Here is a 24,774-nt window from a genome sequence, read left to right on the forward strand (position 1 = left end):
CTTCGGGCAACAGGACCGACCATGGGTGGACCGGTCAGGAACGGCGTGCAACTGCTCGGCGAGCGATATCGGCTCGTCGAGCAGTTGGGTGCGGGCGGCATGTCGGTCGTCTGGCGCGGCTACGACGAGGTGCTGGGCCGGCAGGTAGCAGTCAAGGTGCTGGCCTCGCGGCTGGCCAGCGACAAGGCGTTCCGGCACCGGATCCGGGTGGAGGCGCAGGCCGCGGCGCGGCTGTGCCACCCCAACATCACCAACGTGTACGACTACGGCGAGTCCGTGCAGGTCGGCCTGACCGTCCCGTACGTGGTCATGGAGCTTGTCGACGGCGGTCCGCTCAGCGGCCGGCTCGGTCGCGACGGGCAGCTTCCCTGGCGGGAGGCCATGACCATCGGCGCGGAGGTCGCCTCGGCGCTCGCCGCCGCGCACGCACGTGGCGTGGTGCACCGGGACGTGACCCCGGGCAACGTCATGCTGACCCCGACCGGGGTGAAGGTCGTCGACTTCGGCATCTCGGCGCTGGTGGGGGAGAGCGACAAGGGGCCGGACGGCGCGCTGCTCGGCACGCCCGCCTACCTCGCTCCGGAGCGGCTGGACAACGGCCACGTCTCCCCGGCCACCGACGTGTACGCGGTCGGGCTGCTGCTGTACCGCATGCTGACCGGCCGCCTGCCGTGGCAGGCCAGCACCACCACCGAGATGCTGCGCGCGCACATGTACCGCGACCCGGACCCGATGCCCGCCGTGCCGGGGCTGCCCGAGCCGGTCGCCGCGCTGGTGCAGCGGTGCCTGGCCAAGCGCCCCGAGGACCGCCCGGCCACCGCCGAGGTGGCCCGTACGCTCGCCGAGGCGGCCGGCATCGCGGCGATCGTGCCGGTGTCACCGGCGTTCGGCCGGATGGACCCGGCGCTCGCCGAGAACGCCGGCACCACCATCCTGCCGTGGTCGGCGGAGACCGACGCGCTGCCGTTCTCGGTGGTGCGTACCCGCACGCGGCGGGCGGTGGCACGGCGGCGCAAGGTGGAGGCGGGCGTGGCCGCCGTCGGCCTGATCGCGGTGACCGCCACCCTGTGGGGGCTGACGTCCCGCAGCCCGGCCAGCGGCGGGGTGGAGCCGACCGAGGCGCGGATGAGCATGCCCGAGCCGATCCCCTGCGCAGTCGACTACTCGCTGCGCCGCGACACCGGCAAGGACTTCGCCGCCGAGCTGACGCTCACAAACACCAGCGACCGGGAACTGCGCGACTGGACCATGGACTTCACGTTCCCCGGCAAGCAGACGGTCACCACGGCCCAGCCCGCGGCACGTCAGGCGGGGCGTACCGTCTCGATCGCCGCACCGGCGGCGGACCCGGCGCTGGCACCCGGTGCGTCGACGAAGCTGACGCTGGCCGGCCGCTACACCGGGAGCAACACGCTGCCCGTGGAGTTCCGGGTCGGGGACAGCTCCTGCGGGGTGCAGGTCTCCGGCATCGCCGGTTCGGCGCCGACCACCGCGCCGCCGGTGCGGACGCCGGTCAAGCCGGCCAGCAAGGCCACCGCCAAGAGCGGGCCGGCGAAGGCCAAGCCGAAACCGAAGCCCAAGGCCGAAGGGCCCGGCAAGGCCAAGGGCAAGGAGAACGGCAAGGGAAAAGCAAGGTAGACCGGCCGAAGGGGGGTGGGAACGGCAAGGGCAAGGGGCCGAAGAAGGGCTGACGGTCAGGCCGGCGGCTCCGGTCAGGTCGGCGCGGCCATCAGGTCAGCGCGGCCGTCAGGTCAACGCGGAGAAGCGCTGCACCTGGGTGATGCCGCCCTCCACGATGAGGACGCTGTCCGCCGCCAGCACCGTGTCCGGCCCGGCGTACCGGAACGGTTCCCCGGCCTGCTTCGCGCCCACCACCATCACGCCGTACCGGTCCTGCGGGGCGATGTCGCGCAGGGACCGCCCGACCAGCGGCGCGGGCACCTTGATCTTGGCGATGGCGAAGTCGTCGTCGAACTCGATGAAGTCCAGCATCCGGCTGACGATCAGGTGGGCCACCCGCTCCCCGGTCTCCGCCTCGGGGAAGACCACATGGTGCGCGCCGACCGAGTGCAGGATCTTCGCGTGCTTCTCCGAGACGGCGCGCGCCCAGATCTGCTCGATGCCCAGCTCCGCCAGGGCCAGCACGGTGAGCACGCTCGCCTCCAGCGACGCGCCGATCGCGACCACCACCCGGCGGAAGTCCGCCATCCCGAGCTGGCGCAGCACCGCCTCCTCGGTGCTGTCCGCCTGCACCACCCGGTCCAGGTCGGACGACCAGTGCTGGACCCGGGCCGGGTCACGGTCGACCGCCAGCACCTCGTGACCGAGGCGTGACAGGGAGCCCGCCAGGCGCGAGCCGAACCGGCCCAGGCCGATCACCGCGATGCCCGTCTCCTCCGGATGCCTAGCCGACAATGGGTTGCTCCTCCGGATAGCGGTACAGCCGTCGACGGGTGTTCAACGCGATGGCCGAGCCGAGGGTGAGCGGCCCGACCCGGCCGACGTACATGAGCGCGGTCAGCACGTACTGGCCCGGCGGGGAGAGCTGCCCGGCCACCCCGACTGTCAGGCCGGTGGTGCTGAACGCGGAGGTGACCTCGAACAGCGCGGCCGAGAACGACACCTGCGAGGTCATCGCGATCAGGCCGACAGTCCCGCCGGCCACCAGCGCCACGCTCAGCAGCGCCACCGTCAGCGCCTGCCGCTGGCTGGACGTGGCCACCCGGCGGTGCCCGACAGTGGTGTCCAGCTCACCCCGCAGCTCGGCCCAGATGGCGAAGCCGAGCAGGAAGAACGTGGAGACCTTGATGCCGCCGGCGGTGCTGGCGCTGCCGCCGCCGATGAACATCAGTCCGATCAGCATGGGGTAGCTCTCGTCGGTGAGCCGGCCGACGTGGATCACGTCGAAGCCGCCGGTACGGCTCAGCGCGATCTGGGCGAACGACGCCAGCAGCTTGCCCGGCACGTCGTAGGTGCCGATCGTGAACGGGTTGGCCCACTCGGCCAGCAGCAGGTAGGCGACGCCGAAGACGATCAGCACCACGCTGCCCCAGACGGTCAGCTTCGTGGCGACCGCCCAGCGCGCCGGCTGCCGCCACTCGCGTACCGCCTCGAACAGCGCCGGGAAGCCGAGCCCGCCGATGATCGCGCCGAGGCTGAGGGGCAGCGCCACCCACCCGTCGCGGGAGAACGCGATCAGGCCGTCGGAGTAGAGCGCGAACCCGCCGTTGTTGAACGCCTGGACCGAGTGGAACACCGCCGACCAGAGCGCCCGGCCCGGCCGGTAGTCGTACGCCAGGAACAGGCGCGCGGCGACCACCGCCGTCATCACCGCCTCGGTGGCGAAGACGGTGGCCGCGATGCGCACCAGCAGCCGGCGTACGTCGCCGAGACCGAACTCGGCGGTCTCCGCCTGCACGAGCAGCCGGTTACGCAGGCCGAGCTGGCGGGACACCGCGAGGATCACCAGCGACGCCCCGGTCAGGATGCCCAGACCGCCGAGCTGCGTCAGCACGGTGATCATCACGAGCCCGAAGCCGGTCCAGTAGTTCGGCGTGTCGGTCACCGCCAGCCCGGTCACCGACACCGCCGACGTGGACGTGAACAGCGCGGTGACGAACGGCGTGTACCGCTGCTCGCTCGTGGCCCAGGGCAGCATGAGCAGGCCGGTGCCGGCCAGGATCACCGCCAGGAATCCCAACGGCACCAGCCGTACGGGCTTCCGGAGCAGGCGGCGCACCCCGTCATCTTCCGTCCGGAGATTCACCGGCAGGTCAGGAACCGACCAACTGGCGGTCAACCACACCCGGTCTGCTGTGCGTACCCATCAACGACAGGAGACGGCGTTGCGACGTACCCTTTCCGCCCTCGGCATGGCCGGCGCGCTGCTCGCGGCCGCTGTGGTGGTGCCGGCAGTGGCCGCCCAGGCCGGCCCGGACCACCACGCCGCCGAGCAGACCCGCGTGCCCCAGCGGCCGATCGTGATCGGCCACCGCGGCGCGAGCGGCTACCGCCCGGAGCACACCCTCGAGGCCTACCGGCTCGCCATCCGCCAGGGCGCCGACTTCATCGAGCCGGACCTGGTCGCGACGAAGGACGGCGTCCTGGTCGCGCGGCACGAGAACGAGATCTCCGGTACGACGGACGTGGCCGCCCGCCCCGAGTTCGCCGGCCGCAAGGCGACGAAGACCATCGACGGGGTGACAGTCACCGGCTGGTTCACCGAGGACTTCACGCTGGCCGAGCTGAAGACGCTGCGGGCCAAGGAGCGCCTGCCGCAGGTGCGGGTCGCCAACACCGCGTTCGACGGCAAGTTCGAGATCCCGACGTTCCAGGAGGTCATCGACCTGGCGCGAACCGAGTCGAAGGCGCGGGGCCGGACCATCGGCGTCTACCCGGAGACCAAGCACCCCACCTACTTCGCCTCGATCGGCCGCCCGCTGGAGGAGCCGCTGGTCGCCGTGCTGCGCCGCAACCGGCTCACCCACCGCGCCGACCCGGTGTTCGTGCAGAGCTTCGAGACCGCCAACCTGCGCAAGCTCGACAAGATGATCGACGTACGGCTGGTGCAGCTCATGGACGCGAGCGGCACCCCCTACGACTTCGTCGCGGGCGGCGACAAGCGGACCTACGCCGACCTGGCCACGCCCGCCGGACTGGCCTGGATCTCCCGGTACGCCGACGGCGTCGGCCTGAACAAGAACCTGATCGTGCCCCGCGACTCGGCCGGACGGCTGCTCGCGCCGACCCCGGTGATCCGTGACGCGCACCGGCAGAAACTGGTGGTGCACGCGTGGACGTTCCGGGCCGAGAACCAGTTCCTGCCCGTGGACTTCCGCATCGGCGCCGACCCGAACACGCGTGGCGACATCACGTCCGAGTACGAGCTGTTCTTCGACCTGGGCCTGGACGGCGTGTTCAGCGATCACCCCGACACGGCGGTGGCCGCCCGAGTCGGCCGCTGACCAGCGCGTCCATGCCGGGGAGGCGCTAATCCGCGGCTCGTAGGGGTGAGGGTGTCCGGACATATCTGGGCACCCTCATTGCTCCTCCGCTCGGCGAGCACGCCCGGTGCCCCGCCACCCGGGCCATCAGGGAATCGTTGGGAACAATGAAGGCGAGAGATCGGTCGGAAAGCTGCGTCACCCTTCCCATACGTACGGATGTTCGACAAGATGGCACTTCGCGATCGGAGGAGGGCGCATGGCCGACAAGAGCGCCATCGAGTGGACGGAAGCAACCTGGAACCCCACCACCGGTTGTGACCGCATCTCCGCCGGCTGCGACAACTGCTACGCGTTGACGCTCGCGAAGCGCCTCAAGGCCATGGGCTCGACGAAATACCAGACCGACGGCGACCCGCGTACCTCCGGGCCCGGGTTCGGTGTCGCCCTGCACGCCGATGCCCTGGACATTCCTCGCCGCTGGCGTGACCCGCGCACCGTTTTCGTCAATTCCATGTCAGACCTCTTTCATGCCCGAGTTCCCCTCGACTATGTCCAACAGGTGTTCGCCGTGATGCGCGAGACGCCACGGCACACCTTTCAGGTGCTCACCAAGCGAGCTGCGCGATTGGCGAAGGTCGCCCACCACCTCGATTGGCCGGCGAATGTCTGGATGGGCGTGAGCGTCGAGGACGGCACGCACCGAGACCGGGTCGACCACCTGCGAGAGGTGCCAGCTTCGGTGCGCTTTATCTCGGCGGAGCCGTTGCTCGGTCCACTGTCCAACCTAGATCTCGACAACATCGACTGGCTGATCGCAGGAGGAGAGTCCGGGCAGGGCTGCCGCTCGATGGATCCGGCCTGGGTCCGTGACCTACGGGATCAGTGCAGCTCTGCCGGCACCGCCTTCTTCTTCAAGCAATGGGGCGGGCGCACCCCGAAGGTCGGAGGTCGGCTGCTGGACGGCCGGACCTGGGACGAGATGCCGCTGCCCCGCGCGCTCGCGTCGGCCTAGGTGTGCAGAGGTCAGGCGATCCCGTCATGGGCGCCAGACGACCTCCTTCCAGAAGTCGCCCGTGCCAGGGCAGCTGATCTGGCCTTGCCGATGCAGCGCCTTGACGGCTTGCCGCACGTGAGGGGCCCAGGCCTGTCCGAGCACCTCACCGTAGACCTCAGGCACGTGATCCATGATCTTGCAAGACACATGCCGGTCCAGCATCTTCACGAGGTTCCGCTCGATCGTCCCCGACCAGCGCTGGGCGTTCTCGGCCTTGTACTGCTCGGCATCGAAGACAGGACCGTCGCCGAACAACGTGTCAGCCAGGTGATCGCCTCGGCGTAGCTGTTCCCTCACCCACGCCTCTTCCCATTCGACACCCGCCTTGCCCAGGGTGTCGGCAAAGTGCCAGGCACCTTCGCCGTGCCTGGTGAACAGAGTGAGGACGTACTTCGGCGCGAGGCCGGGCCGTGGCCGCACGGGCATCCGCACCGCTTGGTAGTCCGATCCCTCGGTGAGGTTCCGGGCGTACCTGTCCGCGACCCGCAGTGCGACGTCCGTGGCGCGCTCGTCATCTTGCGCGTCTGACACCTGGGCGAAATAGCCGCGCCACCAGGGCCCGCCGAGGAACCGATCCAGTCGCGCGGCGGTCTTCTGTTCGCTCCCCGACAGGCCGCCCGGCCGCTGGCCGGCGACGTGGACGGCACGCCCCATCCGGGCCACGGTGGAGACGCTGAAGTGCAGCAACACCTCGGTAGGTGGCCAATTGGGTCGACCGAGCAGTCGGGTGCGGATCAGGTCGAAATCGAGGGCTGGGCCGAAGGGATCGAGAAAGGCGAAGAGCGAGGCGCCCTTGGCCCGAGCCAACAACTCGGGGAGGTGCTGGTCGAGGCTGCCCTGGCGCAGTTCACGCTGGACTGGGCCACCCTTGTCGCGAAGGACCTGCTCCAGGTTCGCGTAGCTGTCCGGTTCCTGCTCGACGAAGAACGCCAGCACGTCGCGGAAGCCCTGAACGAACTCGGCGCACCGGGACAGGAGCAGCGGTGAACCCGGCTCCCCGCCGTCGTACTCGCCCCTGCCGGCGTAGCCGTCCAGGAAGACGATCGGGTTGCCCTGGCCCGTTTTGGACGCGAACACCACTGGATAGCGCTTGAGGATGCCGTGCTTGAGCGCGGCCGCTGCCTTCTTGGAGCGGAAGAATTCCTCGTTCGCGGACAAGAGCCCTCCCCACGCCACTTGCTTTCAGTGATGTGAAGATAGCTTTGAGTAATGGCTCACGCTGGCCGTCGTTGGGTTGCCGGAGGGTGCTCAAGCCGCCGAGTGTGCCGGTGAGCAGCAGTGACGCCCTTGGTCGGATGCGCAACGGGCCGGGCGAAGTCCATGATCTGACAACACCATGGTGTCCTGCCCTGTATGGCGCGACTCAAGATCCAGGGCGAGTTCTAGCGGTTTGACGGTTCGGCTACGTAGGTGCCTCGGCCGGGCTGGCCGGTGATCAGCTCGCGATCGTGCAGCAATGACATCGCACGGTAGGCCGTGTTCATGTGGACGCCGTAGGTCTCGGCCAACTCACGTGTCGAGGGCAGTCGGTCGCCCGGCTTCAGCTCGCCACTCTTGATCTTCGCGGCGATGTCGTTGGCGATACGGCGGAACGGTGCTTCTGCTGTGGGCATGGTGGGGACTCCGGTTGGTTCGGCAAATCCGATCCTGCCCTACCTGCACAAGTAACTGCAACAAGTTGCCCAGCACGTCGAGAGTGGAGGCTCGCGCATAACCAGATACTGGTGTAGGTTGAGGCGCGTCCGGCTCCGGTTGGTTCGGCAAACCTCGGGAGTCGGACCCGGATTGGGCTCCGGGGTCGTACCGCCGAACGGGCTGCGGTCTCGGGGTCGGCGGTCCGCCCGCGTCCTCTGTCTGCGGGCGGGCCGCCTCCACGGCTCGGTGAGGAGGATCGGCGTGCGTAACGTGCTCAACCTGTTCCAGTCAACCCGGCGACGTGGCAAGGGCGGGCCGCCGAACCAGGGCTGGTACCGATCGGATTCGTGCCGGCCGCTGAGCGTCGGGCAGGTCCGCGAGCGGAGGTTCCGCACCGTGCGGCACGGGCTCGACCCGGCGGAGGTGCACGCCTTCCTCTACCGGGTGGCCGGTGACCTGGCGCTGGCCCGGCGCGACGCGTCGCGGTACGCCGAGGAGAACACCCGCATCAAGGCAGCGCTCAAGAGCTGGCAGTCCCGGTTCACCCCGGGCGCGCAGCGGTGAGCCGGGAGCGGTTCGTCGTACACCTGCCGGTTCTCGCGGCCGACCTCGACGGCGCGCGGGGGTTCGCGCGTGCCATCTGCCGGGCGCTCGGGTTCCTGGCCGACGTGGAGCGCGCCGGGACGACCGTGTCGCGGGAGGACGAGCAGTCCGTACGCCACTGGGTCTGGTGCGACCGGCCGCGCGACGGTGGCCGGCGGTGCGCACGGGCGGCCGACCACGACGGGGACTGCGGCGGGCGGTGACCGGCGCGCGATGGCGTGGGCCGACATTCCCGGCGAGCTGCGCGTGGTGGGTGCGGCCATCCGGGGTCGGTGCGGTTACGTGGCGATGTCCGGCGTTGTAACGAGCGGCCACCCCGTCACGGGGACTTGTGTGCGCCGACCACATAGCCCGTGGGTGACGTCACTTCTAGCGTGAGCCGACAACTGACATTCCCCTGTCCTCACCTGGAGTCGCAATGACGATCCGGCACACGCGACGGGTGTTCCTTACCGCCGCCACCTCGGTGGCGGTCGCTCTGGCCGCCACGGCCTGTGGCAGCCCGCAGGACACCGCATCCGGCGGCGGCGACGCCGCCCCGGTCAAGGTCGGTCTGGTCTACTCCCAGTCCGGGCCGCTCGCCAGCTACGGCAAGCAGTACATCGAGGGTTTCAAGGCCGGCCTCGACTTCGCCACCAAGGGCACCGGCAAGGTCGGTGACCGCACCATCGAGGTGAGCGAGGCCGACGACGCGGGCGACCCGGCCAAGGCCGTGTCCGCCGCGAAGGACCTGATCGGCAAGGGTACGAAGATCATCGCCGGGTCCACCTCGTCCGGGGTGGCGCTCCAGGTCGCGCCGATCGCCGCGCAGAACAAGGTGCTGTTCATCTCCGGCCCGGCCGCCACCGACGCGGTGACCGGCGCGAACAAGTACACGTTCCGTTCCGGCCGGCAGTCCTGGCAGGACGTGGTGACCGCCCGGTCGTTCATCGGCGACGCGGGCGGCAAGAAGGTCGTCGTGTTCGCGCAGGACGGCGCGTTCGGCGACGCGAACGAGGCCGCCGTCAAGGCCGTGATCGGCGGTGCGGGCGCGAACGTGAGCAGCGTCCGGGCACCGGCCAGCGCCACCGAGTTCACGCCGTTCGCCAGCCAGATCAAGGCCGCCAAGCCGGACCTGCTCTTCGTCGCCTGGGCCGGCACCACCGCCGGCGCCATGTGGCAGACGCTCGACCAGCAGGGCGTCCTCGCCTCCACCACTGTCGTCACCGGCCTGGACATCCGCGCCTCCTGGCCGACGTTCGGCGCGGCCGGCAGCAAGATCTCGTTCCTGTCGCACTACTTCGACGGGGCCAGCGACACCGAGGCCGCCAAGGCCGCGAAGGCGAAGGTGCCGGGCGGCACGCTCGACCTGTTCCACCCGGACGGGTTCGCCGCCGCGCAGATGGTCGTCCGCGCCGTGCAGGAGGGCGGCGACGACGTGGAGAAGATGGTGAAGGCGCTTGAGGGCTGGGAGTTCGAGGGCGTCAAGGGCACCATGAAGATCCGCGCCGAGGACCACGCCCTGCTCCAGCCGATGTACCAGGCGAAGCTCTCCGGCAGCGGCACCGCCTTCACGGCGACCGCGCAGAAGTCGCTCACCGGTGACGAGAGCGCGCCGCCGGTCGCGCAGATGAAGGGCTGACCCGTGCTCGCCACCCGCGGTCTGACCTGGCGGATCGGTGAGGTCGCCATCGTCGACTCCGTCTACCTCGATCTGGCGCCGGGGGAGTTCCTCGGCGTGATCGGGCCCAACGGCGCCGGCAAGACCTCCCTGTTCAACCTGATCACCGGCCTGCGCCGGCCCACCGAGGGCACTGTCCTGCTGGACGGCGCGGACATCACCGCGCTTGCGCCGCACCGGCGGGCCCGGCTCGGCCTGGGACGTACCTTCCAGGCGTCCTCGGTCTTCGGCTCGCTGACCGTGCGGGAGAACGTCCGGCTGGCCGTACAGGCACACCGGGGTGGCTCGATGAAGCTGTGGCGGCGGGCGGCGGCCGACCGGGAGGTGGCCGCCGCCGCCGACGCGGCGCTCGACCGGGTCGGCCTGCACCACAGGGGTACGGCGCTCGCCGGCACCCTTGCCCACGGCGAGAAGCGCAAGCTGGAGATCGCGCTGCTGCTCGCCGGTGAACCACGGGTGATGCTCCTGGACGAGCCGATGGCCGGGGTGAGCGCCGAGGACGTGCCCGAGCTGGTCAGCGTGATCAAGTCGTTGACCGGCGACAGCGGCCGGGCGGTGCTCATGGTGGAACACCACATGGACGTGATCCTGGAGCTGGCCGACCGGATCGCCGTGATGCACCACGGCGCGCTGCTGGCATGCGACACCCCGGACACGGTGATGGCGAACGCCACCGTGCAGGAGGCGTACCTGGGGGAGGCGCTCTAAATGACTGAACCTGTCCTGTCCGTGGCGGACCTGTCCGTGCGGATCGCCGGACTGCACATCCTCCAGGGGGTGTCGTTCGAGGTCGCGGCGACCGGCGTCACGGTGCTGCTCGGGCGCAACGGCGTCGGCAAGACCACCACGCTGCGCGCGATCGTCGGGCTGACGCCGCGCGGCGGCGAGGTACGCGGGACCGTGCGGATGGGTGCGCGCAGCCTGCTCGCCCGCCCCACCCACCGGCTGGTCCGCGACGGCCTCGGCTACGTGCCGGAGGACCGCTGCGTCTTCGCCGCGCTCACCGTCGCGGAGAACCTGCGGCTCGCCGAACGGCGGGGCGTCACGCCCGCGTACGACAAGGTGTTCTCGCTCTTCCCGGAGCTGGAGCGGCGCGGACGGCAACGGGCCGGCTCGCTCTCCGGCGGGCAGCAGCAGATGCTCGCGATCGGCCGGGTGCTGCTCAACGACAACCGGCTGCTGCTCGTCGACGAGCCGACGAAGGGGCTGGCGCCGAAGGTGGTGACAGAGGTGGCCGAGGTGCTGGAACGGGTGGCGGAATCCGTGCCGGTGCTGCTCGTCGAGCAGAACCTGGCGGTGGTGCGGCGGCTGGCGACCGACGCGGTGGTGCTCTCCGCCGGGAAGGTCGCCTGGACCGGCGACGCCCAGGAACTGCTGCTGGAGACCGCGCTGACCAAGTCGCTGCTCGGTGTGGGTTCGGCGGAGGTGCCGGTGAGCGCGAGGAGTGAGCCGGGTTTGCGAGCCCCGCAGTCGCGAACGAAAGGCGGCACGGCATGAACACGGTGGTCCTGCTGACGCTGACCGGGCTGGGCCTGGCGGCGCTCTACTTCCTCGTGGCCTCCGGACTGTCCCTGGTGTTCGGCCTCGCCGACGTGCTCAACTTCGCGCACGGGCTGTTCCTCGGCGTCGGCGCGTACGCGACGTGGTGGGCGGCGGGCAACCTGCCCGGCGCCGGGCCGGACGGGTTCGGTTTCGTGCTCGCAGTCGTCTTCGGCGTGCTGGCCGGTTCGCTCGTCGCGGTGCTCGTGGAGCTGGTGCTGATCCGGCCGCTCTACTCCCGCACCATCGAACAGGTGCTCGTCACCGTCGGCCTGTCGCTCGCCGGGGTGGCGCTGCTCCAGGCCACCTGGGGCGCCGACCCGCGACCGTTCCCGCGCCCGGACTGGAGCCGGGGCGTGACATCGGTGCTCGGCGCGCAGGTGCCGAACGCCGGGCTGCTGCTGATCGTCGCCGCCGCTGTGGTGCTCGGCGCGCTGCTGGCGTTCCTGCGCTGGACCCGGTACGGCCTGATCATCCGGGCCGGTGTGGAGAACCGGGAGATGGTCACCGCGCTCGGTATCGACGTGCGCAAGGCGTTCACGCTGGTCTTCGCGATCGGCGGGGCCGCCGCCGCGCTGGCCGGCGCGCTCGGCGGCGTCTACTTCGGCACCGTCTCGCCGGGGCAGGGCGGCTCCCTGCTGATCTTCGCCTTCATCGTGGTGGTGATCGGCGGGATGGGCTCGGTGGTCGGGTCCGCGTACGCGGCGGTCGCGGTGGGGCTGCTGCAACAGTTCGTCAACTACTACGGCACGTCCGGCCTGGGTGACCTGTGCGTGGTCGGTCTGCTCGCCGTGGTGCTGCTGCTGCGTCCGCAGGGCCTGGCCGGAAAGGTGGCTCACGCATGACCAACTCGGTGGTCGACGCGCCTCCGGCGCAGGTGCCCGACGAACTGACCCCCGGGCGTTCCCGCTGGCACGGGCTTCGCCCGTACCTGCCGCTGGTGGCGCTGGTGGTGGCGGCGATCCTGCCGTACTCCACACTGCACCTGCCCGGGATCTTCGAGGGGCCGCTGAACTCGCCCGGCACGCTGCAACTGCTCGCCATCTGCCTTGTCTTCGGCGGGCTGGCGGCCGGATACGACCTGCTGTTCGGGCGTACCGGGATGCTCTCCTTCGGCCACGCGCTCTACTTCGCCGCCGGGGTGTACGGCACCGACATCCTGGTCACCAAGGCCGGGCTGCCGCTGTGGCAGGCGGCAGTGCTCACGGTGGTCGGCGGCACCACCCTGGCCGCGCTGCTCGGTGCGGTGGCCCTGCGGACGGTGGGCATCGCGTTCGCCATGGTGACGCTGGCGTTCGCGCAGGTCGGGGCGATCCTGGTGGCCCGCGACTTCGGCGGCCTCACCGGCGGCGAGGAGGGCCTGCCGCTGGACGTTTCCGGACTGCCGGCTGCTCTGGTGGGGGTCACCAACACGGTGAACCTGTACTGGCTGGCGCTGGCGTACCTGGCGATCGTGGTCCTCGTGGTGCACCGGGTCAGCGCCTCGCCGACCGGGCGGGTGCTCGCCGGGCTGCGCGACGACGAGCGGCGCATCGGGGTGCTCGGGCTCGACCCGTACCGGTTCAAGCTTGTCGCGTTCACGCTCGCCGGCGGTCTCGCGTCGGCCGGCGGGGTGGTCTACGTGCTGATCGTCGGCGGGGCCAGCCCGCACATCACCTCGTCGGAGCTGACGCTGTCGCTGCTGGTCATGGTGGTGCTCGGCGGCCCCGGCACGCGGTGGGGGCCGGTGCTGGGCGGCGTCCTCTACATGTACCTGGACCACCGGCTCACCGCGTTCGGCAGCAGCGACGCGGTGAACAGCCTGCCCGCGTTCCTCAGCCACCCGCTGAGCCAGCCCCTGTTCGTCCTGGGCACCGTGTTCATCCTGGCCGTCTACTTCTTCCCCGGCGGCCTGGCCAGCCTGCGCTCCCGCGTAACCCCTCTCCTGGCCGCCCTCCGCCGCCCCCGCTGACCCTCTCCCGGCCCACCCGCCCCGCTCCCGTCCCGTTGATCAAGGAGTTTGTGTCCTGATCCCACGGCCAGGATGACGCAAACTCCTTGATCAACGGGGCGGGCGGGAGGGCGGGAAGCGGGGAGGCCGGGGAGGGAGTGGGAGGGAGCGGTGGGGCACGCGCGAGGGGCGGCGGCCCCCCGTGTGGCCCCCGCCCCCGAGCGTGCGTCGTGGTCAGCCGTTGAGCATCTCGTACGCCGACGCCGGCGCCTTCTGCACCTGCGCGCCCGTCGGCGCGCTGATCTTCGGCGCCTTGCCGAAGTCGTAGTACTTGGCGACCAGCTTCATCGCCTTCTTCTTGCCCGCGGCCGGCACCTCAAGGGTCAGCGAGGTGAGGTTCCCGTCCGGCCCGACCACGGCCGTGAACGGCACCTTCTTCGCCGCGTCACCGAGCGCGTCCACGTCCACGGTGGTGAAGCTCTCGCGGATGTCCGCGCTCGCGGTCAGGTCGGCGAACCCGGCGTACGTCCCGTCGCCCCGGTCCTCGACCGTCTCCGAGGTCCGGATGACACCGCCCATGTTGGCCGGGTCGGCGTTCTGGTAGACCGGCACCTCCGAGGTGTCGTCGAGCTTGGTGCGGTCCAGGAGCATCCAGCGCTTCGGCAGCTTCATCATGTCCTGCAGGCCGGCCATTCCGGTGATCTTCACCCGCATCCAGATGTCCTCCTCGATCACGCGGAAGGTCATCCCCATGGTGAACTCCGGGTCCTTGCTCTTCTCCGACATGGACAGCTCAAGGCCGCGCGCCGCCGGGTCGACCACCCCGTCGAACTTGTCCGCGCCCTCGATCGTGGTGAACCGGAAGGCCGGGTCGTTCTCGTCCGGCACGGCGGCCAGCAGCGTGGCCTTCGGGTCGGCCGACGGGCTCGGGGCCGGCCCGGCGCTCTCGGTGGCGTCCCCGGTCCCGCACCCGGCGGACAGGACGGTGGTGGCCAGTACGGCCGTCGCGAGAGCCGCGATCCGCCGGAGTTTCACGACGGATCCGAATCGCTGCGTCATGGTGTTCGACTCACTTTCCCAGGTGATTGTTGCCGGGTAAGTATCGGCAGCCGTCACGGCGGCCCCGCTGCCGATATGCTGCCGTCCGACTGCCGTCGGCCACAGTGGGCGACGGCAGCCGGTACGGGGGCGGAAACTCGCATGTCAGAGGCGCTGCGCTTCGAACTGCTCGGCCCGCAGCGGGCCTGGTACGCCGGCCGTCCGCTCGACCTGGGCCCGGCCAAGCAGCGGGCGGTGCTGGCCGTGCTGCTGCTCGCCGCCGGCCGTCCCGTCCCGACCGGGCAGATCGTCGAGGCGGTCTGGCCGGACGAGGCGCCGGTGAACGGCCTCAACGTGGTGCAGAAGTACGTGGCCGGTCTGCGCCGGGTGCTGGAACCCGACCGGTCGCCGCGTACGCCGGGCCGGGTGCTCACCCTCACCGACGCGGGCTACCTGTTGCGCGTGCCGCCCGAGGCGGTGGACGTGGTGTGCTTCGAACGGGGCGTGCAGCGTGCGCGGGCGGCGCAGGCGGGCGGCCGTACGGCGGAGGCGCTGGCCGAGGTGAGCGCCGCGCTGGAGCTGTGGCAGGGGGAGCCGTTCACCGGGTTCGCCGGCCCGTTCTTCGACGCGGCCCGGCACCGGCTGGTGGAGATGCGGGCGGTCGCGCTGGAGACGCGTACCGACCTGGAACTGGCCGACGGCCGGGACGGCGAGCTGGTCGGACGCCTGGTCGAGTTGGTCACCGAGTTCCCGGTCCGGGAGCGACTGCGCCAGCAGCTCATGCTGGCGCTGCACCGCAGCGGTCGGCAGGCCGAGGCGCTGGCCGCCTACCGCGACTACGCCGGGTTGCTCCGCGACGAGTACGGCATCGAACCGGGCGAACCGCTGCAGGATCTGCACCGGCGGATCCTCCGTGCCGATTCGGGCCTCCTGGCGCGTCCGGAGCGGGCCGGGCCGGACGGGAGGTGGACGGGCCGTCCGGAGCCGCTTCCGGCCGCCGCCGGTACCCCCACCGGCGCACCGGCCCCACCGTCGCTCATGAGCCCCGCCGAGGCGCCGGGCCGGCCGCTGCCCACTGATCCGGCCGAGAATCCGTTTCCGCCCACCGCTGCGGCGCCGGTCTCGGCCCGGCTCACCGTGCCGGTGCAGTTCACCGTCTCCGCGCAGCCGGGCGGTCCGCTCCCGCAGCCACCGGCCGGCGAGCCGCCTGCCGGCCTGCCGGCCTGGGTCTCGCCCCCCGTCGCACCGCTGTTCGGTGCCGTGCCCCCGACCGGGCGTCCGTCCGGTGTGCCGGGGTGGCTGAGCGTCGTCGTGACCGTGGGCGGTGCGCTCACCGCCCTGCTCTCGTTCGGCATGCTCACCTGGCTGGTGGTGCTGCTGTACGGCTTCTGGCGGCGCAGCTGGGGCAGCGTCGTCGCCGCCGTCTGCTACCTGACCGTGGCCGTGACGTTCGTGACGGTCCTGGGCAGCAGCGAGTCCGAGGAGGTCACCGCACCCGAGATCACCCTGATGGCGATCTGGCTGGCCGCCTGGGCGGCGGGCGTCCCGCACGTGGTGCTGCTCAACGGCCGGCTGCTCGCCTGGTTGCGCGGCCTCTGGCGGGGGCGGCCGTACGCGGACCGCAACCGGCTGCGCCGGGAGTACGCCCGTTACCTGCTCTACCAGTACCCGTCGGCCCGCGACGACCTGCGCATCGGGCGCCCCGACCTGCCCCGCGCGTACGACGACGGCGGACTGGTGGACGTCAACTCGGTGCCGGACCAGGTGATCGTCGGGTTGCCGGGACTGACCCGGTCGCAGGCACAGCACGTGGTGGTCGACCGGAGGCTGCGTGGCCCGTACACGTCGATGGAGGAGCTGGCCTCGCGGTGCCTGCTGCCGGCGGCGGCGACCGACGTGCTGCGCGAACTGCTTGTCTTCCTGCCGCCCGCGCCGCAGCCCGGTCCGCCGGTGACGCCGGCCGCCCCTGGTAGAAATGCCGGATGAGCCAGGATCGGATGGCCGTCCGGGAACGCGCCGAGGCGGTGCTGCGGCGGCTGGCGGGTGACCACGCCCGGCTGCGCGAGGACCAGTGGCGGGCCATCGAGGCGCTCGTGGTCGACCGGCGGCGGGTGCTCTGCGTGCAGCGCACCGGCTGGGGCAAGTCGGCCGTCTACTTCGTGGCCACCGCGCTGCTGCGGGAGGGGAATCAGCACGGGCCGACGGTGATCGTCTCGCCGCTGCTGGCGCTGATGCGCAACCAGGTCGAGTCCGCCGCCCGGGCCGGCATCCGGGCACGCACCATCAACTCGGCGAACCTGGACGAGTGGGACCAGATCACCGCCGAGATCCACGCCGGGGCGGTCGACGTGCTGCTGATCAGCCCGGAACGCCTGAACAACCCGGACTTCCGCGACGGCGTCCTGCCGAAGCTGGCCGCCACCACCGGGCTGCTCGTGGTGGACGAGGCGCACTGCGTCTCCGACTGGGGGCACGACTTCCGCCCCGACTACCGGCGGCTGCGCACGTTCCTGGCCAACCTGCCCGAGCGCACGCCGGTGCTCGCCACCACCGCCACCGCCAACGCCCGGGTCACGCAGGACGTGGCCGAGCAACTGGGCGACGCGCTGGTGCTGCGGGGCACGCTGGACCGGGAGTCGCTGCGCCTCGGCGTACTCGATCTGCCGAGCCCGGCCCACCGCCTGGCCTGGCTGGCCGACCACCTGGACCGGCTGCCCGGCTCGGGGATCGTCTACACGCTCACCGTGGCGGCGGCCACCGAGACGGCCGAGTTCCTGCGCGGCCGGGGCTGGTCGGTCGCGTCCTACACCGGGCAGGCCGAGGACGCCGACCGGCGGGCCGCCGAACAGGACCTGCTGGACAACAAGATCAAGGCGCTGGTCGCCACCAGCGCGCTCGGCATGGGCTTCGACAAGCCCGACCTCGGCTTCGTCGTGCACCTGGGCGCTCCGCCCTCGCCGATCGCCTACTACCAGCAGGTCGGCCGCGCGGGCCGGGCCGTCGAGCACGCCGAGGTGCTGCTGCTGCCCGGCGTGGAGGACGCGGCGATCTGGCGGTACTTCGCCTCGCTCGCCTTCCCGCCCGAGGAACAGGTCCGCGCCGTGCTCGCCGCGCTGGACACCGAGCGGCCGATCTCCACCCAGGCCCTGGAACCGGTGGTCGACCTGCGCCGGACCCGGCTGGAGCTGATGCTCAAGGTGCTCGACGTGGACGGCGCGGTCCGCCGGGTACGCGGCGGCTGGCTCGCCACCGGCGAGCCGTGGGTCTACGACGAGGCCCGGTTGCGGCGCGTCGCCGACGCGCGCGCCGCCGAGCAGCGGGCCATGCGGGAGTACGCCTCGACGTCCCGCTGCCGGATGCGCTACCTGCGGGAAGGGCTGGACGACACCGGGGCGCAGGACTGCGGGCGGTGCGACAACTGCGCCGGTCCGCTGTTCGACGCCGAGGTCACCGAGGCGGCGCTGACCGCCGCGCAGACGTTCCTCGGGCGCCCCGGCGTGCCGATCCCGCCGAAGAAGCTCTGGCCGACCGGGTTGGAGGCGGTCGGCGTACCCCTGAAGGGCCGCATCCCCCCGGCGGAGCAGGCGCTGGCCGGCCGGGCCGTGGGGCGCCTGTCCGACCTGGGGTGGGGCGGGCGGCTGCGCGGGCTGGTCGGGCCGGAGGCGCCGGACGGCCCGGTGCCCGACGACGTGGTGGCCGCCGTGGTCGAGGTGCTGAAGGCGTGGGCGCACGGCGACGACCCGTGGCCCCGGCGGCCCGCCGGCGTGGTCGCGGTCGGCTCCCGGACGCGACCGCTGCTGGTCGGCTCGCTGGCCGAGCGGATCGCCGCCGTGGGCCGGCTTCCGCTGCTCGGCCACGTCGTCCCGGCCGGGCCTGGCGGTGGCGGGCCGCGCGGCAACAGCGCCCAGCGGGTACGCGCGCTGCACGGCGCCTTCCACCTGCCGGACGACCTGGCCGGCGCGCTGCCGGGGCTGGACGGTCCGGTGCTGCTGGTGGACGACCTGGTCGACTCGGGCTGGACGATGGCGACGGCGGCGCGGCTGCTGCGCCGGTCCGGCGCCCCGGACGTGCTGCCGCTGGCGCTCGCGGTCGCCGGCTGACCCGTCGCGGCGGGTTCGCGGCGCGGCGGGTTCGCGGCCGGTTCGCGGCTCGCGGCGGAAAGTTCCCGGACCGGGCGGAATGCGAGCGTCACCACCGTCGGCGGACCGTCGTCCGGCCCGCGTCCGGGCGGCGGTACCGTGGGGTCATGACCGAGCAGCGACCCGTCGTCCAGACGTACACCGTGACCGGGATGACCTGCGAACACTGCGTCAAGGCGGTGACCGAGGAGCTGTCCGCGCTGCCCGGTGTCGACGAGGTCCGGATCGATCTGACGAGCGGCACCGCCACCGTCACCAGCGCGGCGCCGCTGTCCGTCGAGTCCGTGCGTGCCGCGGTGGACGAGGCGGGTTACGAGCTGGTCGGCGGCGGTGCCTGAGTCGTTGTCGGTCACGTCCGGCACCGGCGTCGTCCCCGACGACGCCGAGGCCGGTTCCGGCGCTCCCGCGACAGGGCCCGGCGACGCGGTGGACCGGGAGACGCTGCGGCTGGCCATGGTGGTGGGCGGCCTGGTGCTCGCCGTACTGCTCGGTTTCGGCCTCGGGCGGATGAACGCGCCGGCCGAGGCGGTGCGGTCCGCGGGCGCGACGGCCGGGGGAGTCGCCACCGGCGACGGCGGTGCGCACGCCCACGCGCCCGGGACCGGCGCGCACACGCACGACGGCGCCACAGTCACCCAGGGCGGCGGCGACGGCGCGACGGGGCTGTCGATCACCTCGGCCGGCTACACGCTCGTGCCGTCGACCGAGCTGGTCGCGGGCCGCGCCGGTGAGCTGCGCTTCCAGATCCGCGACGACCAGCGCCGGGCGGTCACCCGGTTCGCCGTCGTGCACGACAAGCCGATGCACGTGATCATGGTCCGGCGTGACCTCAGCGGCTACCGGCACCTGCACCCGACGATGGCCGCCGACGGCACCTGGTCGGTGCCGATCACGTCGCCGGAGGCGGGTCCCTGGCGGATGTACGCCGACTTCACCACGGTCGCCGACGACGGCCGCCAGGTCGCCGTGGTGCTCGGCGCCGACCTGACCGCGGCCGGCGCGTACCAGCCCCGGCCGCTGCCCGCAGCCGCCACGTCGGCCACCGTCGACGGGTTCACCGTCGCCCACACCGGCACGCCGGAGGTGGGGAAGGCGGTGCCGCTGCGGTTCCGGGTCACCGGCGCCGACGGCGCGGCGGCGTCGCTGGAGCCGTACCTCGGTGCGTACGGGCACCTTGTGGCGTTGCGCGAGGGCGATCTCGGCTACCTGCACGTACACCCGGAGCCGGTGCGCGACGGCGACGACGTGACGTTCTGGCTGACCGCGCCGGGGCCGGGGAGCTACCGGATGTTCCTGGACTTTCAGGTCGGCGGTGTGGTGCGGACCGCCGAGTTCACGCTGACAGTGGCCTGAGCCGAGGGCCGCTGCCCCGGTCGGTCAGCCGGCCCGGCGGACCGGGCGGCGGGCCAGGTAGCGGAGCAGATCGCGGATGTGGTGCTTCTCCTCGGCGGGCACGTTCGGGTCGGCGAGCCGGTCCAGGATCACCCGCACGTCGGCCTCCACCGGGCCGTCCTCGGCACCACGGCGGCGGGGCACCGGCCCGGCGTCGGGCAGCCCGAGCGCGCGGAACGCCGCCGCCACGGGCAGGTCGAGGGCGGCGCAGAAGCCGCGCACCTTGGCGAGCTCGGGATAGTCCTGCCAGTCTCCGGCCAGCCAGCGGAACACAGTGGAACGGCCCACGCCGGTGTGGGTGGCGAGGTCGGTCACCGTCCAGCCGCGTTCCTCGCGTGCGGCATCGATGGCCCGGCGTACGAAGCGCGCGAAGGCCATCTGCGGTGAAACGTCTGCGGAACCCATCCCTGGTGGATCTGTCCCCTTCCTCCGGTGGCCCGGCTCGCCCATCGAGCGTAGTACGCCCGGCGGGAGAAGTAACCGACTGATCGGCCCGGAGGGCCCGCTGGCAGGACCGATCAATGCGGAAGTGTGGTTCGGGTAATCTGCTTCGGGTAAGAAAATGGGGAACCCTGGGAACCGAAATGGAGGAGCAGCATGGCCGAGCCGGACCGTTCCGTGCCGCATCGCCCTGGCGCGGTGAGTCTCTTCTTCGTGGCCAAGGCCGCGGTGTTCGCGCTCGGCTTCTGGCTCTGGCTACTGGTGCTGGCGGTACGCGGCGGCGACGCGACGGGCGTACACCTGATCGCCGCGACCGGCGCGATCTGCACCACGCTGGTCTCGGTGGTGCTCGGCGCTCGGATGGCGTTGCAGCGCAACGCCGCCGTCCGGCACGCCGAACTGAAGCGACTGCTCGTCGACATCTCGTGGAACGCCTTCGCCGCCGCCGGGAACGGCGAGCAGCGCGGGAAGGTGGTGCCGTTCCCGAGCGTCTCCCACGACGCCGAGCAGGCCCCGAGCCGCGGCTCCGGTGAGCGGGTGTCGGTGCTCGACCGGGGTGACCGCAACCGGGGCGACCTGGGACGGTAGGCCCCCGGTCAGCGCGCCTCGGCCAGCAGCGTCTCCAGCCGGGGCGTGACGCCCCACTGGTCGACCAGTTCGCGATATTCGGCCCGCTGCCCGTCGGTCGGGGCGCCGGCCGTCCGCCGCGCCCGGATCAGCAGGTTGCGCGGCGTGTGCTGGGAGTCGACGAACTCCACCACCTCGGCGCGGTAGCCGTGCAGGCGCAGCAGCGCGGCGCGTACCGCGTCGGTGAGCACGTCGGCGAACCGTTCCCGCAGGATGCCCTGCCGGGTCAGCAGCTCGTACGGCGCGGGCGCCGGCCCGGCCCGCAACTGCGCGGCCAGGTCGTGGTGGCAGCAGGGCGCGGCGAGCACCCAGCGGGCCTCCCAGCGCACCGCCCGGGCCAGCGCCTCGTCGGTGGCGGTGTCGCAGGCGTGCAGCGCCAGCACCAGATCGGGCGCCGGGTCGACCGGCGCCTCGGCGATGGTGCCGGCCACGAAACCGACCCGGTCGGACCAGCCCAGGCGCTCGGCCAGCTCGGTGTTGCGGCGGCGCTGGTCCTCGCGGACGTCCACCCCGACCAGGGTCACGTCCAGGCCGCGCCCGACCAGATAGCGGTAGGCGGCGAAGGTCAGGTACGCGTTGCCGCAGCCCAGGTCCACCACCCGCAGCGGGCCGGTGAGGTCGTCGGGCAGCGTGGCCGCGAGCGCACGCAGGAACGCGTCGACCTGGCGGCGCTTGGCCGCCGAGCCGCCGATCTCGCGGAACAGGGGATCACCCGGGTCGAGCAGCCACTCCTTGGCCCGGTCGTGCCCGCCCGGCTCGACGGCCGGACGGCTGGCCGCCGCGCGGTGCACCTGCGCCTCGCCGGACTTGGTGACCCGGAGCTGGAGCGTGGCGTCGGCGGTCTCGACGTGCCAGTTGCCGAACGGCTCGGCGAGCAGTTCGTCGACCGCCGCGCCGGCCTCCGTGCCAGGTGCCACGTTGCGGGTGTGCGGTCGTGAGCCGTCGGAGACGGCGATCTGCAACCGGGGGCCGGCCTTCAGCGTGACCGGCCGCAGTTCCGCGCGTACCACCGAGGGACGCTGCCCACGACGGCGCCCGGCGGCGACCGCGCGGGTCAGCCCCGGCGCGAGCAGCAGCGCCCGCACCTCAGCCAGCGCCGAGTCCAAGGCCTCAGCCATCCCTACCTACCTCTCGTGCTTCCGCCCTGCCCGCCGACGCTCCGCCGACCATGACGTTGGCGGCGGCGCGCACGGCGTGCCGCACCGTCAACTTCATGATCGTCGCAGTGTGGGGGCGGGACGGGGACGGCCTCCGGGACCGGGGTCCGGGAGGCCGTTTCCGTGGGTGTCGGTCAGTCGGCGTTCGTCGCCTCGGCGGGCACGCCGGTGCTGCCGCCGCGGCGGCGACGGCGGCGACGCGGCTTGCTCGCCGCCTCGCCCTCCGCGGGCTGCGGTGCGGCAGCGGCGGTCTCGGCCGCGCCCTCGGTGCCGATCACCGCGGTCGGCTCACCGGCCACCGTCTCGCCGGCCCGGCGGCGACGGCGCCGACGCGGCGTACGCGAGGTCTCGTCGTCCCCGGCGTCGGCCTGCGGTGCGGACGACCCGGCGGACGAACCGCCCTCGTCACGCCGGCCACGACCGCGGTCACGGCCCTGCCCCTCGCCGCGCTCGCGGCCCCGGCTGTCGCCGCGCCGCGCGCCCCGGCGCGCCCGGCCACCGCCGCCCAGGTCCTCCTCGACCTCGGCGGACAGGCCGGCGCGGGTGCGCTCGGCGGTCGGCAGGGTGCCGCTGATCCCCGTCGGGATGCCCAGGTCGGTGTAGAGGTGCGCGGAGGTGTGGTACGTCTCCGGCGGCTCGGGCATGTCCAGCCCGAGCGTCTTGTCGACGATCCGCCAGCGGGGCATGTCGTCCCAGTCGACGAACGTCACAGCGACACCGGTGGCCCCGGCCCGGCCGGTACGGCCGATGCGGTGGGTGTAGGTGTCCTGGTCCTCGGGGCAGTCGTAGTTGATCACGTGGGTGACGCCGGTGACGTCGATGCCCCGGGCCGCGACGTCGGTCGCGACCAGGGTGTCGATCTTGCCGGCCCGGAACGCCCGCAGCGCCCGCTCACGCGCGCCCTGCCCGAGGTCACCGTGCACGGCGGCGACGGCGAAGCCACGGAAGTCGAGATCCTCGGCGACCCGGTCGGCAGCCCGCTTGGTACGGGTGAAGATCATGGTCAGCCCGCGGCCCTCGGCCTGGAGGATGCGCGCCACGATCTCGACCTTGTTCAGCGAGTGCGTGCGGTACGCGAGCTGCTTGGTCTGCGGCGACGGGCCGGTCTCGGCGGTGTGCCCGGCGTGGATGGTCACCGGGCGGCGCAGGAAGCGCCGGGACAGCGCGACGATCGGGTCCGGCATGGTGGCCGAGAAGAGCATGGTCTGCCGGTCTTCCGGCAGCATCGCCAGGATCTTCTCGACGTCGTCCAGGAAGCCCAGGTCGAGCATGCGGTCGGCCTCGTCGAGGACGAGCGCGCGGACCCGGTCGAGGCGCAGGTGCTTCTGCTTCTGCAGGTCCAGCAGGCGGCCCGGGGTGCCGACCAGGATCTCGACGCCCTTGCGGAGCGCCTCGATCTGCGGCTCGTACGCCACGCCGCCGTAGATCGGCAGCACCCGGACGCCCCGGGTGCGGCCGGCGGCGTCGAGGTCCTTGGCGACCTGGATGCCCAGCTCGCGGGTGGGTACGACGACCAGCGCCTGCGGGACGCCGTCGCTGCCCTCGGACGGGGCGAACACGCGCTCCAGCAGCGGGATGCCGAAGCCGAGCGTCTTGCCGGTGCCGGTCGGCGCCTGACCGATCAGGTCGACGCCGCGCAGCGCGATCGGCAGCGCGTACTCCTGGATGGCGAAGGCGCGGGTGATGCCGGCGGCGGCCAGCGCCTCGACTGTCTCCTGCCGCGCGCCGAGCGCGGCGAACGTGGGTGCCTCCGGGGGGACCGGAGCGGTGGGGGCCAGTGGCTGGCCGGAAATCTGCTCGCTCATATGGATTTGGGGGTGCCCTCTCGTGGTGCGCCCCTCAGGTCCTCAGGGCGCGATCGGTGTGGCGCGGGCCACGCGGTCAGGGGCGAGTTCGCCGAGCCGGACCGGGCCGCACGCGCGTCGGGGACCGGCGTTGATCAGCAAAGTGACCGAATCGGTGCCCACGGCAACTGTCTCATCCTACCTGAACGGTCACTGGGTCGTCCCGATTCCCAGGTGGTGGCCCTGCGCGCGGGGCGCGCTGTTGTGACTTGAGTCACAGATACGACGCGCACGGCCTGCGCCGCGCCGCGCTCAGCGAGAGGGGCGCGGCCGCGATCGAGGCTGATCCCGGGCTGTCGGCAGGCTGTCGATGTGGCCCGACGGCTGCTCGGTGAGGCGCTCTCCCAGGCGGGGCGGATGCCCGCCGCCCACCGGGGCGCACTCGATGCGCCGGGGCTGCTGCGCCGGTTGACCGGGGCGCACGCCGCGCGGACGACAGCGGTGTGGTCGAACAACTGAGCCGCCGTGGCGGGAGGCCCGCCACGGCGGCCGGTGCCGCGGGAATCAGCGAACGGTGAACCCGACCGCGCGAGGCGAGGCCTCGGCGATCTCGACGTAGGCGACCTTGCCGACCGGCACGATCACGCGCCGGCCCTTCTCGTCGGTCAGGGAGAGGGTGCCCTCACTCTTGGCGAAGGCGTCGGTCACGATCTGCTCGATCTCGGCCGGCGACTGCGCGCTTTCCAGGACCAGCTCCCGCGGCGCGTACTGCACGCCGATCTTGACCTCCACTGTGCCTCCTCAACTGGGGCGAAAAAGCCACCGTGGG

At 72.2% G+C, this 24,774-nt stretch carries 25 protein-coding genes; 16 read left to right on the forward strand and 9 right to left on the reverse strand.

Annotated features, from left to right (window positions below; translation table 11 throughout):
- Positions 1-21 precede the first annotated feature (21 nt).
- Positions 22-1,638 (forward strand): serine/threonine-protein kinase, encoded by a 1,617-nt coding sequence (locus ACGFIA_RS11275; RefSeq protein WP_357383412.1) that lies wholly within the window; start codon positions 22-24, stop codon positions 1,636-1,638.
- A 108-nt stretch (positions 1,639-1,746) separates the two neighbouring features.
- Here the strand turns inward: ACGFIA_RS11275 and ACGFIA_RS11280 are convergent, their stop codons facing one another.
- A complete protein-coding gene (locus tag ACGFIA_RS11280) occupies positions 1,747-2,415 on the reverse strand; it encodes a TrkA family potassium uptake protein (RefSeq protein WP_357383414.1) in 669 nt (222 codons plus the stop codon).
- On the reverse strand, positions 2,405-3,739 hold the full coding sequence (locus ACGFIA_RS11285; RefSeq protein ID WP_357383416.1) for a potassium transporter TrkG: 1,335 nt from the start codon (positions 3,737-3,739) through the stop codon (positions 2,405-2,407). The genes ACGFIA_RS11280 and ACGFIA_RS11285 overlap by 11 nt, the downstream gene beginning before the upstream one ends.
- Positions 3,740-3,845: 106 nt before the next feature.
- Here ACGFIA_RS11285 and ACGFIA_RS11290 point away from each other — a divergent pair, with 106 nt between their 5' ends.
- Together ACGFIA_RS11290 and ACGFIA_RS11295 are read left to right on the forward strand one after the other, a co-directional pair.
- Complete coding sequence (locus tag ACGFIA_RS11290) at positions 3,846-4,964, forward strand: glycerophosphodiester phosphodiesterase (protein WP_357383418.1); 1,119 nt, start codon at positions 3,846-3,848, stop codon at positions 4,962-4,964.
- A gap of 238 nt (positions 4,965-5,202) precedes the next feature.
- Positions 5,203-5,958, forward strand: a complete 756-nt coding sequence (locus ACGFIA_RS11295) for a phage Gp37/Gp68 family protein (protein ID WP_357383420.1) — start codon at positions 5,203-5,205, stop codon at positions 5,956-5,958.
- Between the two features lie 24 nt (positions 5,959-5,982).
- On the opposite strand, the gene tcmP is transcribed toward ACGFIA_RS11295, so the two are convergent.
- On the reverse strand, positions 5,983-7,158 hold the full coding sequence (tcmP, locus tag ACGFIA_RS11300) for a three-Cys-motif partner protein TcmP (RefSeq protein ID WP_357383422.1): 1,176 nt from the start codon (positions 7,156-7,158) through the stop codon (positions 5,983-5,985).
- Positions 7,159-7,382: 224 nt separating this feature from the next.
- Positions 7,383-7,613, reverse strand: coding sequence for a winged helix-turn-helix domain-containing protein (locus tag ACGFIA_RS11305; protein WP_357383424.1), 231 nt, complete (start codon positions 7,611-7,613; stop codon positions 7,383-7,385).
- A 283-nt stretch (positions 7,614-7,896) separates the two neighbouring features.
- On the opposite strand from ACGFIA_RS11305, the gene ACGFIA_RS11310 reads away from it, so the two are divergent.
- From ACGFIA_RS11310 to ACGFIA_RS11340, 7 genes are all read left to right on the forward strand, one after another.
- Positions 7,897-8,199 carry a DivIVA domain-containing protein gene (locus tag ACGFIA_RS11310; RefSeq protein WP_357479507.1) on the forward strand — a complete coding sequence of 101 codons (303 nt, stop codon included), beginning with the start codon at positions 7,897-7,899 and terminating at the stop codon, positions 8,197-8,199.
- Entirely contained in the window at positions 8,196-8,441 is a 246-nt protein-coding gene (locus ACGFIA_RS11315) for a hypothetical protein (RefSeq protein WP_047894639.1), read from the forward strand. Before ACGFIA_RS11310 ends, ACGFIA_RS11315 begins: the two co-directional genes overlap by 4 nt.
- A 215-nt stretch (positions 8,442-8,656) precedes the next feature.
- Positions 8,657-9,859 (forward strand): substrate-binding domain-containing protein, encoded by a 1,203-nt coding sequence (locus tag ACGFIA_RS11320; RefSeq protein WP_357383427.1) that lies wholly within the window; start codon positions 8,657-8,659, stop codon positions 9,857-9,859.
- Between the two features lie 3 nt (positions 9,860-9,862).
- Complete coding sequence (locus ACGFIA_RS11325) at positions 9,863-10,606, forward strand: ABC transporter ATP-binding protein (RefSeq protein WP_357469985.1); 744 nt, start codon at positions 9,863-9,865, stop codon at positions 10,604-10,606.
- Entirely contained in the window at positions 10,607-11,395 is a 789-nt protein-coding gene (locus ACGFIA_RS11330) for an ABC transporter ATP-binding protein (RefSeq protein ID WP_357469988.1), read from the forward strand.
- Positions 11,392-12,282 (forward strand): branched-chain amino acid ABC transporter permease, encoded by an 891-nt coding sequence (locus tag ACGFIA_RS11335; RefSeq protein WP_013288704.1) that lies wholly within the window; start codon positions 11,392-11,394, stop codon positions 12,280-12,282. The genes ACGFIA_RS11330 and ACGFIA_RS11335 overlap by 4 nt, the downstream gene beginning before the upstream one ends.
- Positions 12,279-13,388, forward strand: coding sequence for a branched-chain amino acid ABC transporter permease (locus tag ACGFIA_RS11340; protein WP_357469992.1), 1,110 nt, complete (start codon positions 12,279-12,281; stop codon positions 13,386-13,388). Before ACGFIA_RS11335 ends, ACGFIA_RS11340 begins: the two co-directional genes overlap by 4 nt.
- Positions 13,389-13,601: 213 nt before the next feature.
- On the opposite strand, the gene ACGFIA_RS11345 is transcribed toward ACGFIA_RS11340, so the two are convergent.
- Entirely contained in the window at positions 13,602-14,402 is an 801-nt protein-coding gene (locus ACGFIA_RS11345; protein ID WP_393259683.1) for a hypothetical protein, read from the reverse strand.
- A 165-nt stretch (positions 14,403-14,567) separates the two neighbouring features.
- On the opposite strand from ACGFIA_RS11345, the gene ACGFIA_RS11350 reads away from it, so the two are divergent.
- The 4 genes from ACGFIA_RS11350 to ACGFIA_RS11365 all read left to right on the forward strand — a co-directional run bounded on the left by ACGFIA_RS11350 (position 14,568) and on the right by ACGFIA_RS11365 (position 19,897).
- Positions 14,568-16,391 carry a BTAD domain-containing putative transcriptional regulator gene (locus tag ACGFIA_RS11350; RefSeq protein ID WP_393259685.1) on the forward strand — a complete coding sequence of 608 codons (1,824 nt, stop codon included), beginning with the start codon at positions 14,568-14,570 and terminating at the stop codon, positions 16,389-16,391.
- Positions 16,388-18,505, forward strand: a complete 2,118-nt coding sequence (locus ACGFIA_RS11355; protein ID WP_357383441.1) for a DEAD/DEAH box helicase — start codon at positions 16,388-16,390, stop codon at positions 18,503-18,505. Before ACGFIA_RS11350 ends, ACGFIA_RS11355 begins: the two co-directional genes overlap by 4 nt.
- Positions 18,506-18,651: 146 nt before the next feature.
- Positions 18,652-18,882, forward strand: coding sequence for a heavy-metal-associated domain-containing protein (locus ACGFIA_RS11360; protein WP_302905479.1), 231 nt, complete (start codon positions 18,652-18,654; stop codon positions 18,880-18,882).
- Positions 18,875-19,897, forward strand: coding sequence for a hypothetical protein (locus tag ACGFIA_RS11365; RefSeq protein WP_357383443.1), 1,023 nt, complete (start codon positions 18,875-18,877; stop codon positions 19,895-19,897). Before ACGFIA_RS11360 ends, ACGFIA_RS11365 begins: the two co-directional genes overlap by 8 nt.
- 24 nt (positions 19,898-19,921) lie before the next feature.
- Here the strand turns inward: ACGFIA_RS11365 and ACGFIA_RS11370 are convergent, their stop codons facing one another.
- The gene (locus tag ACGFIA_RS11370; protein ID WP_026268433.1) at positions 19,922-20,341 is read right to left on the reverse strand and encodes a helix-turn-helix transcriptional regulator; all 420 of its coding nucleotides are present in this window, start codon (positions 20,339-20,341) and stop codon (positions 19,922-19,924) included.
- Positions 20,342-20,575: 234 nt separating this feature from the next.
- Here ACGFIA_RS11370 and ACGFIA_RS11375 point away from each other — a divergent pair, with 234 nt between their 5' ends.
- Entirely contained in the window at positions 20,576-20,965 is a 390-nt protein-coding gene (locus ACGFIA_RS11375) for a hypothetical protein (RefSeq protein WP_393259688.1), read from the forward strand.
- Positions 20,966-20,973: 8 nt separating this feature from the next.
- On the opposite strand, the gene ACGFIA_RS11380 is transcribed toward ACGFIA_RS11375, so the two are convergent.
- Both ACGFIA_RS11380 and ACGFIA_RS11385 read right to left on the reverse strand, forming a co-directional pair.
- Positions 20,974-22,122 (reverse strand): SAM-dependent methyltransferase, encoded by a 1,149-nt coding sequence (locus ACGFIA_RS11380; protein ID WP_357383448.1) that lies wholly within the window; start codon positions 22,120-22,122, stop codon positions 20,974-20,976.
- Between the two features lie 173 nt (positions 22,123-22,295).
- Positions 22,296-23,966 (reverse strand): DEAD/DEAH box helicase, encoded by a 1,671-nt coding sequence (locus ACGFIA_RS11385; RefSeq protein WP_357479496.1) that lies wholly within the window; start codon positions 23,964-23,966, stop codon positions 22,296-22,298.
- A 351-nt stretch (positions 23,967-24,317) separates the two neighbouring features.
- Between ACGFIA_RS11385 and ACGFIA_RS11390 the strand changes: the two genes are divergently transcribed.
- Positions 24,318-24,464 carry a hypothetical protein gene (locus ACGFIA_RS11390; protein ID WP_357383452.1) on the forward strand — a complete coding sequence of 49 codons (147 nt, stop codon included), beginning with the start codon at positions 24,318-24,320 and terminating at the stop codon, positions 24,462-24,464.
- Positions 24,465-24,509: 45 nt separating this feature from the next.
- On the opposite strand, the gene ACGFIA_RS11395 is transcribed toward ACGFIA_RS11390, so the two are convergent.
- Positions 24,510-24,737, reverse strand: coding sequence for a DUF3107 domain-containing protein (locus tag ACGFIA_RS11395; protein ID WP_013288692.1), 228 nt, complete (start codon positions 24,735-24,737; stop codon positions 24,510-24,512).
- Positions 24,738-24,774: the final 37 nt, after the last annotated feature.

Source organism: Micromonospora sp. NPDC049203 (genome assembly GCF_043197215.1).
In the GTDB taxonomy this organism is placed as follows: domain Bacteria; phylum Actinomycetota; class Actinomycetes; order Mycobacteriales; family Micromonosporaceae; genus Micromonospora.

What these genes read in the sequence shown, in the direction of transcription:
- ACGFIA_RS11360 (WP_302905479.1), top strand. Translation starts at nt 18,652, where the DNA reads ATGACCGAGCAGCGACCCGTCGTCCAGACGTACACCGTGACCGGGATG.
- ACGFIA_RS11320 (WP_357383427.1), top strand. Translation starts at nt 8,657, where the DNA reads ATGACGATCCGGCACACGCGACGGGTGTTCCTTACCGCCGCCACCTCG.
- ACGFIA_RS11370 (WP_026268433.1), bottom strand. Translation starts at nt 20,341, where the DNA reads ATGGGTTCCGCAGACGTTTCACCGCAGATGGCCTTCGCGCGCTTCGTA.
- ACGFIA_RS11305 (WP_357383424.1), bottom strand. Translation starts at nt 7,613, where the DNA reads ATGCCCACAGCAGAAGCACCGTTCCGCCGTATCGCCAACGACATCGCC.
- ACGFIA_RS11295 (WP_357383420.1), top strand. Translation starts at nt 5,203, where the DNA reads ATGGCCGACAAGAGCGCCATCGAGTGGACGGAAGCAACCTGGAACCCC.
- ACGFIA_RS11380 (WP_357383448.1), bottom strand. Translation starts at nt 22,122, where the DNA reads ATGGCTGAGGCCTTGGACTCGGCGCTGGCTGAGGTGCGGGCGCTGCTG.
- ACGFIA_RS11385 (WP_357479496.1), bottom strand. Translation starts at nt 23,966, where the DNA reads ATGAGCGAGCAGATTTCCGGCCAGCCACTGGCCCCCACCGCTCCGGTC.
- ACGFIA_RS11355 (WP_357383441.1), top strand. Translation starts at nt 16,388, where the DNA reads ATGAGCCAGGATCGGATGGCCGTCCGGGAACGCGCCGAGGCGGTGCTG.
- ACGFIA_RS11350 (WP_393259685.1), top strand. Translation starts at nt 14,568, where the DNA reads ATGTCAGAGGCGCTGCGCTTCGAACTGCTCGGCCCGCAGCGGGCCTGG.
- ACGFIA_RS11330 (WP_357469988.1), top strand. Translation starts at nt 10,607, where the DNA reads ATGACTGAACCTGTCCTGTCCGTGGCGGACCTGTCCGTGCGGATCGCC.
- ACGFIA_RS11275 (WP_357383412.1), top strand. Translation starts at nt 22, where the DNA reads ATGGGTGGACCGGTCAGGAACGGCGTGCAACTGCTCGGCGAGCGATAT.
- ACGFIA_RS11340 (WP_357469992.1), top strand. Translation starts at nt 12,279, where the DNA reads ATGACCAACTCGGTGGTCGACGCGCCTCCGGCGCAGGTGCCCGACGAA.
- ACGFIA_RS11335 (WP_013288704.1), top strand. Translation starts at nt 11,392, where the DNA reads ATGAACACGGTGGTCCTGCTGACGCTGACCGGGCTGGGCCTGGCGGCG.